The sequence below is a fragment of the Vibrio zhanjiangensis genome, from assembly GCF_030161235.1.
In the GTDB taxonomy this organism is placed as follows: Bacteria; Pseudomonadota; Gammaproteobacteria; order Enterobacterales; family Vibrionaceae; genus Vibrio; species Vibrio zhanjiangensis.
Genome location: NZ_BSPW01000005.1, coordinates 1 through 12,911, shown reverse-complemented (window position 1 = coordinate 12,911; position 12,911 = coordinate 1). Strand labels below are relative to the sequence as shown.

At 40.7% G+C, this 12,911-nt stretch carries 16 protein-coding genes and 2 pseudogenes; 3 read left to right on the top strand and 15 right to left on the bottom strand.

Features of this window, described 5'->3' with window-relative positions; all coding sequences use genetic code 11:
• Positions 1-72 precede the first annotated feature (72 nt).
• The 5 genes from QQK21_RS01100 to QQK21_RS01080 form a co-directional block, all read right to left on the bottom strand.
• Positions 73-861: a nucleotidyltransferase domain-containing protein gene (locus QQK21_RS01100; protein WP_284190360.1), complete on the bottom strand. Its 789-nt coding sequence runs from the start codon at positions 859-861 to the stop codon at positions 73-75.
• A gap of 29 nt (positions 862-890) precedes the next feature.
• Positions 891-1,355, bottom strand: a complete 465-nt coding sequence (locus tag QQK21_RS01095; RefSeq protein ID WP_284190359.1) for a GNAT family N-acetyltransferase — start codon at positions 1,353-1,355, stop codon at positions 891-893.
• Between the two features lie 132 nt (positions 1,356-1,487).
• Positions 1,488-2,003, bottom strand: coding sequence for a flavodoxin family protein (locus tag QQK21_RS01090; RefSeq protein ID WP_284190358.1), 516 nt, complete (start codon positions 2,001-2,003; stop codon positions 1,488-1,490).
• A gap of 370 nt (positions 2,004-2,373) precedes the next feature.
• Positions 2,374-3,360 (bottom strand): hypothetical protein, encoded by a 987-nt coding sequence (locus QQK21_RS01085; protein ID WP_284190357.1) that lies wholly within the window; start codon positions 3,358-3,360, stop codon positions 2,374-2,376.
• A 3-nt stretch (positions 3,361-3,363) separates the two neighbouring features.
• On the bottom strand, positions 3,364-3,813 hold the full coding sequence (locus tag QQK21_RS01080) for an InvB/SpaK family type III secretion system chaperone (RefSeq protein ID WP_284190356.1): 450 nt from the start codon (positions 3,811-3,813) through the stop codon (positions 3,364-3,366).
• Between the two features lie 367 nt (positions 3,814-4,180).
• Between QQK21_RS01080 and QQK21_RS01075 the strand changes: the two genes are divergently transcribed.
• Positions 4,181-4,702, top strand: a complete 522-nt coding sequence (locus QQK21_RS01075) for a DUF2058 domain-containing protein (protein ID WP_284190355.1) — start codon at positions 4,181-4,183, stop codon at positions 4,700-4,702.
• A 123-nt stretch (positions 4,703-4,825) separates the two neighbouring features.
• On the opposite strand, the gene QQK21_RS01070 is transcribed toward QQK21_RS01075, so the two are convergent.
• The 6 genes from QQK21_RS01070 to QQK21_RS01045 all read right to left on the bottom strand — a co-directional run bounded on the left by QQK21_RS01070 (position 4,826) and on the right by QQK21_RS01045 (position 8,468).
• Positions 4,826-5,257 (bottom strand): GNAT family N-acetyltransferase, encoded by a 432-nt coding sequence (locus QQK21_RS01070; RefSeq protein WP_284190354.1) that lies wholly within the window; start codon positions 5,255-5,257, stop codon positions 4,826-4,828.
• Positions 5,258-5,300: 43 nt separating this feature from the next.
• Positions 5,301-5,657 carry a VOC family protein gene (locus QQK21_RS01065; RefSeq protein ID WP_284190353.1) on the bottom strand — a complete coding sequence of 119 codons (357 nt, stop codon included), beginning with the start codon at positions 5,655-5,657 and terminating at the stop codon, positions 5,301-5,303.
• Complete coding sequence (locus tag QQK21_RS01060) at positions 5,644-6,048, bottom strand: MmcQ/YjbR family DNA-binding protein (protein ID WP_284190352.1); 405 nt, start codon at positions 6,046-6,048, stop codon at positions 5,644-5,646. The genes QQK21_RS01065 and QQK21_RS01060 overlap by 14 nt, the downstream gene beginning before the upstream one ends.
• A gap of 501 nt (positions 6,049-6,549) precedes the next feature.
• The gene (locus QQK21_RS01055; protein WP_284190351.1) at positions 6,550-6,972 is read right to left on the bottom strand and encodes a GNAT family N-acetyltransferase; all 423 of its coding nucleotides are present in this window, start codon (positions 6,970-6,972) and stop codon (positions 6,550-6,552) included.
• 93 nt (positions 6,973-7,065) lie between these two features.
• Positions 7,066-7,413: a PilZ domain-containing protein gene (locus QQK21_RS01050; RefSeq protein WP_284190350.1), complete on the bottom strand. Its 348-nt coding sequence runs from the start codon at positions 7,411-7,413 to the stop codon at positions 7,066-7,068.
• Between the two features lie 179 nt (positions 7,414-7,592).
• Positions 7,593-8,468 (bottom strand): NAD(P)-dependent oxidoreductase, encoded by an 876-nt coding sequence (locus QQK21_RS01045; RefSeq protein WP_284190349.1) that lies wholly within the window; start codon positions 8,466-8,468, stop codon positions 7,593-7,595.
• 218 nt (positions 8,469-8,686) lie between these two features.
• Between QQK21_RS01045 and QQK21_RS01040 the strand changes: the two genes are divergently transcribed.
• Positions 8,687-9,082, top strand: a complete 396-nt coding sequence (locus tag QQK21_RS01040; RefSeq protein ID WP_284190348.1) for a DUF2391 family protein — start codon at positions 8,687-8,689, stop codon at positions 9,080-9,082.
• A gap of 10 nt (positions 9,083-9,092) precedes the next feature.
• On the opposite strand, the pseudogene QQK21_RS01035 reads toward QQK21_RS01040, so the two are convergent.
• Together QQK21_RS01035 and QQK21_RS01030 are read right to left on the bottom strand one after the other, a co-directional pair.
• A pseudogene (locus QQK21_RS01035) lies at positions 9,093-9,624 on the bottom strand (mechanosensitive ion channel domain-containing protein).
• Positions 9,624-10,559: a CorA family divalent cation transporter gene (locus QQK21_RS01030; RefSeq protein WP_284190347.1), complete on the bottom strand. Its 936-nt coding sequence runs from the start codon at positions 10,557-10,559 to the stop codon at positions 9,624-9,626. The pseudogene QQK21_RS01035 and the gene QQK21_RS01030 overlap by 1 nt, the downstream one beginning before the upstream one ends.
• A gap of 364 nt (positions 10,560-10,923) precedes the next feature.
• Here QQK21_RS01030 and QQK21_RS01025 point away from each other — a divergent pair, with 364 nt between their 5' ends.
• Entirely contained in the window at positions 10,924-12,306 is a 1,383-nt protein-coding gene (locus tag QQK21_RS01025) for an amino acid kinase family protein (RefSeq protein ID WP_284190346.1), read from the top strand.
• 145 nt (positions 12,307-12,451) lie between these two features.
• Here QQK21_RS01025 and QQK21_RS01020 read toward each other — a convergent pair whose 3' ends face one another.
• Together QQK21_RS01020 and QQK21_RS01015 are read right to left on the bottom strand one after the other, a co-directional pair.
• Entirely contained in the window at positions 12,452-12,676 is a 225-nt protein-coding gene (locus tag QQK21_RS01020; RefSeq protein ID WP_284190345.1) for a hypothetical protein, read from the bottom strand.
• A gap of 90 nt (positions 12,677-12,766) precedes the next feature.
• Positions 12,767-12,847 (bottom strand): annotated as a pseudogene (locus QQK21_RS01015) (DNA starvation/stationary phase protection protein); the annotation flags it as partial.
• Between the last annotated feature and the right edge of the window lie 64 nt (positions 12,848-12,911).

The following is a 12,911-nucleotide window of genomic DNA, read 5'->3' as shown; positions in this document are numbered from 1 at the left end:
CTTCATGAAGAAGAGGAAAATGCAGACCAATTATGTAACATTTTCTTTACAACCAACTCTTCTGTACTTGTTCTATAATTGGCTATTCAATAATGCGATTTGCTCAGTCAGCTTGTTGCCCCAATCATTAACAAGAATGTCAATTTCATTGGTGGTTGCTGTGCCGGAGTTTATGATTCGTATCGCTATATCTATATACTCAGTGTCATTTGGGTAGTAGTATCGTGCAACATCAGCACATCGACTTAATTCCGTATGCCAACTGTTATCTTGGTGTGCATAGAGTGTATAAGCACTACGCAAAATCTTTTTGGCTAGCATTTTCCCAATGCTATTTTGACTGTCGTGTTCCAGCTTTGATCGCTGCTCTGTCATAAAGATATCAAGATCATTATTCAGTGCTAGAGCAATATTTATGCTTGGTTTTTGGCGCGCAAACTGTTGAGATAAGTCTCTTCCCCATACGCAGCAACAACAATGCTTTAGCCAAAAGTGCCACCGATAGACTTCATCTGGACTGAGAACTTGCTCCAAGTAACCTGGATCGAAATCTATCTTAGATAGCTTTGGCGCTTGAGCTTCCAACTGCGTCTTAATCGAGAATAATTCATCGACAATTTTTGGCTCCAACGGATACCTGAATACTAGTGAAATGTCTAAATCAGACACATACTCTTGCGCGTTTCCTCTCGCGACGCTGCCATATAAGTATACGCTGTGTAACTGGTTGCCAAATGTGGCTTCAAGAGTTTGAATGGTATTTTCTAGATATGGCTTAAACTCCGGCTGAAGGTAGTCCAATGAACAAGGATTAATGATAAAACCTTTGCTATCCAAACCGTTAATCCACTCATCAGACATACTATTCCTCCATTTTAGTGACAAACTAATTATAAATATTGCTCCATAACAAAGTTGGTCAGAAACTGTCCTCGCATTTCAACTTGTTGTTCACGTACAACTTTAAACCCCATACGCTCATAAAAAGGACGGGCTGTAATGCTAACTTCAGAATAAAGTCTTGAAATACCCCGACGCTGAGCTTGTTGTTTGACATGCTCCATCAGTGCACGCCCAACACCTTGCCCTTGACACTCATGATGGCAAAAGAAATGGTCAATCAACCCAGAGTCTTGCAGATCCGCATAGCCTGCAACCTGCCCATTAATTTCTGCAATATAGGGTTTGATTCGCGACATTGTTTCATGCCATTTTTTCATGTCCCAATCATCAGGAGCCCATGCCTCAACTTGCTGCTGAGAGTAATGTGCTCGATTAATATTACGAACAGTGAGGAAAAAAACCTCCCACAGCGCCTGTGTATCTTCAGGGTTATATTGGCGAATTGGTATCATTACTTACTCTTGTTGAATCTAACGAACATTGGGTCATGATGAATTATTAATTCATATAATTCAATAGATTATCATATATCTATGGGCTTTATTAAAGCGAGTAGCATTCAACGGCGCTTTGTGTAGATGTTATCAATTGACAGGCTCGCGGCATATGCTCTCGCTAAACCATTGTGCAATAGCATGCGCCCGAGCTAGGTCCTCATCTTCATCGACGGGAAGGTAACCAAAACCACGAAATACCAAGTTCATATAATCGGCGGTCAGCTTAAAGGGTTCAATAAAGCATTCCGGTAACTCTTGCTCATAACCAGTCGCCAGTACTGAAATCTCTTTTCCTTCTAGCTTTCGGCCAAGTGACTGTTCTATTGTCAATAAATCTGACAAGCGATCGAAAAAAACTTTAAGCTGAGCAGACATAGCATACCAATATACAGGGGAAGCAAATACGATGTGATCGTAACGGTTTAACATACGGATCAATGGGATAAAGTCGTCGTTACGATTTTCATGGAAGCTGTCATAATAGGAAAGCTTATAATCCAGTAAGTCAAATACCTTAGCTTGGGTTTGATCAACAAACTGACTGATCAAATCTCTCGTACTGCCATCCGTTTTCGACGTACCTAAAACTACTGCTATCTTCATTGGAAACCCCTCCAATAATGTCAGCTAGCCCAAACGTTTACAAAAATGCCCACAATCGCAACATCAATACCCGTGTTAATAAAAACACCGCAAAACCAAGAAGTATAAATACTAAAAAGCCGACTCTTTACCTTTGGTAAAATGTTCAATATTTAGACTACTACATTTTGGGCAATGATCCTGTGAACTGACGCTTTTTTCAGCACATTATGCATTCTAAAAGTCAGTATTTAGCATTCCTGCCGCTTCAAGGCTCGTTTAGACAATCTGAACGTGATAAAACAGGAGTATCAGGCGTAAACAGTATTGCCCAATCAATATTGGGCAATAGCGGCCTGACGTGATCGACTTAGCCAAAACGGGATTATATTTAGGCGAGTCGGTTTGGATGGAAGTGTTGCTTTACAGTCGAGGAACGAACATCTTGCGCTTGAGATTCGGGAATTCGGCGATGATGATGCTCACGTGAGTAAGAAACTCCTGCCCCATGATAACCAGTTACATCAGGCTGCTCAAAACCTTCGCTTTTCAGCTTATTACTCAGAGTTTGAGCAAAGGGCTCAGCAATCACTTCTTTGGACCCAAACAGCCCTAAAAATCCTGTTCTTTGAGTGACGGGCTGCGCTGCTCGTTGAAGATCTTTATCGTGAAAAGATTTAGGGGATGTGGTATCAGCGCTATAGCAAGCTGTAACACGAATATCGCTGAACGATTTTGATAGTCCCCCTTCGCTTAGCTGTTTAGCAAGATCGCCAGCAGTTACCATACCTTTAGCACACGCTTGATCAGCCGCAAGAATATTCATCCCAGCCCCACCATGGCCAATAATATACAGCTTATCTTTATTAGCTTGCAATTTAGATAATTGCCCTTGACCTTCATTACTCTGTATATCGAGTCGCTTAAGTACATCAATTTGCTGCTTTATTTGGAGATTGGCATTGACCAATTTGTCAAATTCTGTTGGCCCCATTTGTTGCCTTATTTGCTCACGCGTTGCACCCGTTTGTTGCATGATATTATTTATTTCACCATCAAATTTGGCCAATTTTGATAGGTGATGAATTCTTTCGTTCCTATACTGTTCGAGCAGCACTTTTTCCCCATTGTTACGACTGATTACTGGGTAAAGATCTTTGCCCTGATTCGCTCTCGACAAATTTTTCCCCAAACTTTGAATAATGATATCTTCCGCAGCAAATGGAGCATAGATAAACCCTTGCTTAGCCTGAGAGGGTGACATGCTGAGGTTACTCGTTGTTACTCCTGTTACTTCACCATGCTGTATTGCTGATGAGTGGCTGGTAGAAACTGTTGAAGAAGCTGCAACACCATGATTAGATTGAATTCCAGTCATAACTTAGTCTCCCAATTGAAGCGCTTGTTGAAGTACGGCTAATTTGTTTGCAAATCCTCGAAAAACGATCTCTAAGCCATTTTCCTCCACTAATAGTTGTGAATTGACCAAAGCTTTTAGCTCGTACCCATTTTCACCAAGACCCAAAGTGACTTGACCACCTTCGATACCTTCAATTGGCGAGATCATTAAAGCAAGAACAGAGGCGGCATGATCCATCAGCTTGTGATCGGTCAATCCTGGTAATTGACTCCAAAACCATAGGCCGCTATTCATCCGCGATAACATAACGTCTGGTAATCCTTGAATCTGAATAGCCAATGTATTTTCGGCGTGTAGATCTCGAAGTGTTGATGGTGATAGTCCTATGCTCACCAAAAAATTACTAATCAATCTTTCCAGTTCTTGCTGTAGAACCGGCGGTGAGCTCAAAGCGTGAATTGCAGGGGTCATAGGATTATCTCCATGGTGAAAAATGTCGTATTTCAGGCTACAGAGTCCCCCCAAAATTCAATATCTAAACTCACATTATTCTTATTGGAACTGGTCTGACCTAAACCACTTACAACTTATCATTACTGTACATTCTTGCTGATAGCGATTTAAAGACACTATCCCTAGCTATGTAAACCTTACTACCAGATCAATCTCTGAAGGTTTGGCTTAAAAAGAACATAGCAACCATTCAATATGTCAAGTGAAAAACGCCAATCAATATAGAGTGATAAAAAATAACAAAAATTGATCAGCTAAAGCATCTTTATTTGCTCGTCATGTATCTATAAAATAGCGTGCATTATCGATTAAATTTGGAAGCACCATGGCAAAGCTATCGCTGCAAGAACAAATGTTGAAAGCCGGTTTAGTGAATGAAAAAAAACTAAAAAAGGCGAAGAAAGGTTCCAAAAAGTCACGCGTTCAAGCCCGTGAAGTTAAAGCCGCTGTTGAAGAGCAAAAGCGCCAGCAGCAAGAACGTGATAAGGCACTCAGTACCGAACAAAATGAGCAGCGCCTCAACAAAGAAATCCAATCACAAATAAAGCAGCTCATTGAAATGAATAAGCTTGACCTTAGTGGCGGTGACATTAAGTACAATTTTACCGATGGTACCTTGGTGAAGTCTCTGTATGTCGATAGCCTAATGCGTGAGCAACTTATCAAAGGGATATTGGCTATTGCACGCTTTGGTGAAGGTTATGCGGTCATTCCTAGTGTGGTGGCAAACAAAATTTCACAGCGCGATAGCGACTCCATTATCGAATTAAAAGAGCCAGAATCTGATATCCCGGCAGAAGATGATCCATATGCTGATTTTGTGGTACCAGATGATCTGATGTGGTGATCGATTGTGCCACTCATACATGAGTGGCTGATTCCCCCATCTCACCTCGTAAGCCGATAAGATTTCCAAAGGGATCTGACATCAGGTACGAGTAAGCGGTGCCACTGGATTATGCAAAAGACTCTATTGCCCATAGGTGAGGTAATGGTATCCACCAAACTCGTCCATATGCTGTGATTGACTGACAAAGCCTTGAGATTGATAGAACTTTAATGCTGATTTATTTGGCCGCATACACTTAAGGCTTAGCCTAGTGTAGCGAGGTTTTACGAAATCGAGTAACTTGACACCAATGCCTTTTCTCAAATATTCAGGAGAAACATACAGATGATGGATAAAACCCTCGGGTTCCCAAATCGAAATAAAACCCACTGGTTTACCTTTGTGCAAGGCTACCCATATCTGCTCACCTTCCACATCCTTATCAAAGTCAATAAGACAAAACTGCTTGGTATCTAACCACTCAAAGGTCACTTGCCTTGAAGACAGATAAATCTGTCGTAACACTGGCAGAAAGCCTTCATGATAAAGGCTAATTTTTAGATCATCTAACAATCCCTTTCTCCAACACCAACTATATTGTGATTTTTAAAATAAACTAGGACGTTTCACTCCAAACTGCGAATTCATTGCCACTGGGTTCAAGGAAATGAAACCGACATCCTCCTGGGAACTCAAATATCGGACGAACAATCATTCCTCCGTTATTCTGAACCTTATCTAGGGTCGCTTTAATATCGGCGCTATAAAATACCAATAGCGCTCCGCCAGATTCAGTTTGGCTACAGGCATCTGACTGATAGAAACCACCATCCAGACCTTGATTTGAGAACGCTGTATATTCTGGGCCGTAGTCGATAAAATCCCAACCAAAGACAACTGAGAAAAAATGTTTCGTTGAGTTCAGGTCTTTAGCTCCGAACTCAACATAATTCAATTTTTCATGTTGATTCATTTTGCAATCCTTTGTAGTTTCCAATGCTAAAAGCAACATCGCCAGAATCTGTTTGTTGAGTCTTAGGCTTACTCTTCAATACCATACGGTAAGACTCTGTTATATAGTGTTTTAACTCATCATCTCGATACCAACTCGTATCAATTTGTTGAATCCACTTAGCACCGCGATTCGCCGCATATGGCGCAGTAGTGTAACCTTTGTGCTCTTTCAAAAACTCATAATTTGCATCTGACGTCCTAAAGCTAAAAGCAGGTTTCCCACTGCGACCTCGCCCCGCAACAGCAAATATCTTCCCATCTATTTTCCATACATAGCTGTTACCACCTTGAACGGCATGAGTGGTATCCGGTAAGGAGCGACAAAACGCATTAAACTGCTCGTAATCCAAAGTAAAATCCTCTTAACTTAATGACTCGTTCTAACAGCAAGGCTTGGCAAAAACATTAGACAGAAAGAAGAATTACGCGCTGTAAACACTTAAACTATACACTAACAGGCAATTGATTAAATAGAAACTCTGCCCTTATTGCTACTAAAGTTTTAGGCACTTCAATCAGTGGATAACCAAAACTGGTATATGGCTTTACCATTTGATAATACGTCATTGCCGCTAGGCAAACGTCCTGCTTTCGTTCCGTATCATTTTCATACACTTCTTCCCATGGAGAAAAATGACAACCTTGCAGTAATACATACGTTCATTACATCGATTTATCAAAGTGCTAGATAGGAAGATTTACTCAAGTTGACGCTGTCAGTAACAATGTAAAATACTAAGGTCATAAAACGATATGCATGAACCCGGTTCGCTTCGCTGATTAATAAATTCTTGAGCGAGCGAGAGATCTCGGCATTCAGACATAAAAGTTAGATATCGAAGGCATATAAATCACAAATAGCACACCATGTGATAAAACTTGTCATCTTCCTTTTCAACAATAAAATTTAATCGCTGATATAGCTGGTAAGCTGGGCTAGTTTTGAAGACTTTAAGCCTGAGTGTTTTTTCGCCGTCGAGACTAGCCAAACGCTTAACTTCAATTAGTGCTAAAGCACCGAGACCTTTGTTTTGATAGTTCTCAACGATTTGCAAGTCCCTCAAATAATAGCCATCATCATCGCTGTCCACACGAATAGCACCAATAAGCCTACCATCAGACAAAATATCGATGTTCTTAAGTGAAGCAATTTTTTGCTTTATTGTATCGGCTTGCCAAGTTACTCCATGATGTTGATAGTATGGGCGCATATTGATGTATGTGATTTCCGCAGATCTTAGCAAGTCTGAGGTGTTTTCGAATGTAATCACCATTTCTCCTGACAGTTAACAAGCATTATATAAGAATTTTAGAGTGGCTGCGTTTCACATGAAAATGGTACAACCTATTGAGGCCTCATCCGATATTCAAGACGCCGCTTTCACAAAATGTGCAGGATATTCTTGGCGGATATGGCGCTGTTCTTCAACCATATTTTTAAACGTCGGACCTTGTTTCAACTTGAGAACCACTTCTCCATTATCAAAACGTAATACAGCGCCTTTAACCTCAATTTGTTCTTTGCAGTGCAGTTCAAGAGTCCCCGACATCAAAAGGCCTTTGTACCAGTCAGTAAACATGTGCATCACCACACGCAGCCCACCTTCCGAAAGTTCAGTGACATAGAAAGTCTGATCGTACAAGCGGACACAGGGCCTAGCGTTTCTTGGGTATTTCAAGCGATAAAATTCTCGTTTTTGCTCTAGATCATTCATAAACTGCCTCCTACCACATCAAACTACCTTAGCTTGGCCCCATCTCCCGACATTAAGGTTTCACAAAGTCATATACATTATATCGATGATTCCGGTGAAAACTTTAATCACCACTCACTTTTAAGCTCTGGAACTAAACGAGGATAACAGGTAACTGAACGTATCCAGAACGCTTAAAATCACGAGTTTTGATAGGCTTTGATTAGCACTGAGGTATCCATTCGCCCAAGGCCTAACTTCTGAAGAGACGCATACATATTATCGACCTCTTCTGTCATTGGTAGAGTGACATTTTTGCTTTGTGCTTCTTGCAAACAGATACCGAGATCTTTTCTCATCCAGTCAATTGCAAAACCAAAGTCAAACTTATCTTGTGACATTGTCACGGCGCGATTTTCCATCTGCCATGAACCAGCAGCACCATGCTGTAAAACATTCACCACCTTTTCTATATCTAAATCAGCAGATTGGGCAAGCTGAAGTGCTTCACTTAAACCTTGTAAAATACCAGCGATGCATATTTGATTCACCATTTTGCAGCGCTGACCCTGTCCGTTATCACCCAGCAAAACGGCTTGTTTTGCATAAGCATCAAAAACAGGCGACAAAGTATCAAAGGCTTTTTGACTTCCACCACACATGATCGTCAATGCACCATTTTCTGCACCAGCTTGACCACCAGATACAGGAGCATCAACAAAGTAAACACCTTTCGCCTCACAAGCTTTCGCTAGTTGCTCAGCCAGTTCCGCTGAGGTTGTTGTGTGATCAACAAGAACAGCCCCTGGTTTAAGAGCAGCAAGCACTCCCTCCTCTCCAAGCACAACACTTCGAACATCATCATCATTCCCTACACATACCGCGACAATATCGCAGTCTTGTGCTGCCATATAAGGCGTAGAGAAGCATTTACCTTGATACTGTGTTACCCATTTCTCTGCTTTTGCTTGAGTACGGTTGTAAACTCTTGTATCAAAACCCGCATTCGCAAGGTGTCCGGCCATAGGGAATCCCATCACACCCAAACCAATAAATGCCACCTTCTCTATCGTCATAATTACGTATCCTAGTTTATAAACAAACTCAACTAATTGAGTATGATATCACATCAGGTTTTGATGTCACTGACAGGCCTAAAAGAAGACAACTATTTGGAGCCTTTTACCTAACTAACACGGGTTTCTGTCATAGAATCACAGCGCAATTTTTTACAGCAAAGTGCTTTTGAGTTATAAGCATAGGCAAGCCCTAATTCTCCAACTAAGGAGTGGTATTGAAACTCAATTTTAACACCCAAGATGCAAGCCAGATATTCGTTGGAGCTTTTGCGCTCGCTGTTCCCGTGTCGTTTTCTGAAGAGGCATGGAAATTGGGCGAAACACTCCCTACTATCAACCTTTGGATGTTATTTGGCCTATCGGTTGTGTTTTTAACCCTTTACACATACGAAAGTGTATTTCAACGTAACATTAACAAGCGACGAAGTGTATTTTTATTTAGAGTCGTCACCGCCTATCTTATGGCTGCTTTTGTCGTCGCTCTTGTTCTGTGCTGTCTCGATAAGTTTCCTATCTCAGACGATCCCATAACCGCATTTAAGCGGGTAGTAGTGATCACAATGCCAGCATCAATGGGCGCTATCGTTGTGGATAGCTTTGATAAAGAGTAATTGAAACAATTTATGAGGATGGAGGGGGCTGATGCAGTACTTTAACCACCCCCCTTTTGCAACATTAAACTATTGGGATAACTAATAATATTGCCTGTTTCATGACGCAGCAATACGTGGAACATCGTAATATCAACAATAATGCCACTAATGTCCTCATCTTTCTCACATACCCTAATTCTATCGCCAATGCGATATGGGAAAACAAAAAAGATAAGTACACTTGCTGAAACATTACTCAGTATTGACCACTGAGCAAAAAGAGCAACACCCAATACGGCAAAGATTGAAGACAAAAAGAGTGAAATGTCTCCATACCCTATCCCGAGCAATAGAACAAACAACGCAGAAAATAAACCAAAGGTTGATATATTGAAAGCTTTGACAATAAATTTAGTTCGCGCCAATGTGACTCGCTTCTTATCTGCTACTCTGACAAGAGATCGCTGTCCAATACGGCGAAGAACAATATAAATAACTAACAATAACAACGCCAAAGCTATTTGCTCTAACACCGGATGGGCTTGGATCCACGCTATCATTAAATAAACCTCAATATCCTCAATAGTAAAATTTCCACAAGCACTATCGCTACTATGCTAACGCATAAAAATGTGAACGCTAAGGGCTCACTTTCGCCAGGAATACCTGCTACATTAACCCCAAGCAATCCAGTAAAAAAACTAGCAGGTAGGAAAATACCAGCAATAACTGAAAACAGATACGTATTTCTATTCATCGCCTGAGTTTGTACTTGATCTATATGCATTAAGTTGTGCCCAATCTGCTCCAGATAAAAGTCGATCGACTCATTTAGGCGCATCACCATATCCAGGCCATTTTTAAAATGATGCTTTTTTAAGCTAAGTTCAGGTAGATCAGCTTGCAACAGATCATCTAACGCATAACGCTGAGGTTTAAGGTAGCGGCGAACACGCAGCAAACGAGATTGCAATGCATTTAATGCTTCCAAATCTTGAACCTTAGGGGAGTCATAAGCATTAAGTTGTTCTTCTATTGGTGTTAAGAAAGTATCAATAGCACCGTTGATACCTGCGATAATAGAAACGAGTAAATCCGGTATGTTACTTGGACCTCGCTGATTTTGCAGAGCAGAAAGAATGTTGGAAACCGCTTTTGAAGGCAGCTTTCGTGTAGAGATTAACGCTCCGCGATACCAGAGAAGCCGGATACTTAACATATCATCAGGCTCAGAGCCTTCATTCAAATTAATCCCCCGTAAGATAAACAGAAAACAATCATCACTATAGGCTTCAAAACGAGGGCGAGTATCATCAGCAAGTAAAGAGGAGATCAGCGGTTCTGGCAATGATTGGGTATTCAACCACGCATCAAGACCTTTTGCGTCGCGCTGAAAGTGATACCAGTGTTCTGATTTCAACCCAGCTGAAATGTCATCGACGGGTTGGGCGGTTTTTGCACTCAAATCCCAAGCCGCTATTAAAAAATCACTCATATTCTAGTTCCTCTAGCGCGTTAGTTTGGCCGAGCAATGCTCCAAGTTAGAGGTTTAATTGACTAAGATTCAACTGTCAACCAATACACACCGATGTACATACTTATCATCGAAAATTTAGCAATACATATAACCAGCGCATCATGCCTTTTCTTTATCGGAACACAAACTTCATAAATCCCACCCCAAAAATAATTAGATGACTAACAATAATACTCATAAAGAATTTAGTAAATTTTCCATATAATCAGATGAAAACTTGAAAAATAGTGACTGATAAACAATAATTAATATTTAGAGGTCAAATCTTTTTAAGCGTAACAACATTGACCTGAGAAAAAATACATCACTATAGGAAAGATAAATGTCTCATAGAGTAGAAAAGGTCGGTGGTTCATCAATGATCGCCTTCGACTCAGTCTTAAAGAACATTATCTTACGACCTAAAGAAAAGAGTCTTTACAACAGAATTGTTGTTGTAACGGCATATCAGGGGATAACCGATGCTCTTTTGGAGTCGACAAATTCAAGAGAGCTTGGGGTTTATCAGAGAATCTTATGTGGGGATAACTCTTGGGAGGCTGCGTTAGCAAGTATCACTCAGCGACTGTTACTACTCAACGACAACTTATTTGCCGACCCAATACTTCGTATCCAAGCCGATGATTTTATTCAAGATCGAGTATCTCAAACACGCCAATGGATTCATGAACACCTATCGAACATGCATCTCGACACTATAGTTCATGAGGATAGCTCTGCATTGATAAGAGAGAGGCTAGCCTCCATTGGAGAAGCTCACAGCGCATTTAATACTGTGCTAAAAGCGAAACGTTACGGGGTGAAAGCACGATTTCTTGATTTACTAGGAGCCCCTGAAAAACCAAGAGGCCCGCTCGACAAACAAATAAAAACCAGTCTCGAAGAACTAAATTTGGACAATGAATTACCCGTGGTGGCCGGATGTGCATCAAACAGCACGATTGACTCTTTTCAAACGGATCGGAGATATGGTGATCTCACTCTGAGTAAAATTGCTGTGCTTACCAAAGCGAAGCAAGCCATTATCTATAAACCCCATCATCTAAGCACAGGAGATCCTGATCTCGTTGGTGTTGACCACTCTTCACCACTCGGACAATCAAATTACCAAGTAGCCCAAGAAATTGTGAGCTTGACCAATGACGTGGTTCACCCAAGCGCTATTAAAGAACTTTCTAATCAAGATATAAACTTAAATGTAAAATGTACCTTTGACCCAGAACACCCAGGTACAGTGATAAGTAACAACTACCAATCTGAGGACAATCACATCGATGTGATTACAGGTAAGCAAGATGTTTATGCGTTAAAAGTTGAAATTAATGATTGCTCGCAATATTTAGACAAACTATTTGCCCTACTGGCTACCTCAAACATTAATATGCTTTATAGTGATATGAAAGGTCGAATCCTTAGTTCCTATTTTAACTGTCTGCCGGCTGAATCAGGACTTGTATTAGGAAAAGTCAAAAAGTTGCTGCCCGATGTTGAAGTATCCATACAAAAAGTTGCGCTTATTTCCGTCATAGGCACGAATATCATGGCCAATCGAAGTTTACATCTCGGATGTTCCGCTTTAGAAAAACAAGGGATAGTTCCTGATGCTATTCACATATGTGGCAATGATAGCAGTATTAAATTTGTTGTGGCTTGCTCTCAGTATCGCGCATCAACTTGTGCCCTACACCATGCATTCTTTCAATAGGAATGAAGTGGTAAACAACTACGAACTTCTGATTTTTCCCTACAACCTAATAAACAAAAAGGCCCTATTTCAACACATATAAAAACAGGACCCAGTGAAAGGTATAGAGGCTACTTATTATATCTTCAGTAGCCCGAAAAGTGTTCTAATGAGGAGAGTCGCATGGATCATAACCAAACTCCGACTGCTGATATATATCTGAAAGAGCCTTTTCTTTCTTTGGCTTAGCTAAACGTTTTTTCGCTTTGTCATTGCCCGTTTTCTGCAACTCCAACGCTTTTTCGTGTGCTTTAGCCGAGCGAACAAACTCTGGATTATTGAGCGCGACTTGGCGCAGGCGATTAACACGTTCAAGGGTATCCCACAACATAATTCACCTCCAATAACTGGTTTTATATACAGTATAGATATCCTCACTAATAACTCAAGAAAAAATACTGGTTATTTAACCAATTACACTTTAGTTCATATATGCATTAAACATCCACATTATTTTTTCTTGTTCGCGAATATAATCACCCATTAGTGCCGCGGTCCCCTCATAGAAGTGGACCCCAATGGTTGGACACATAAACTAATTCCTTAAGTGGTTGATCCAGCTTATG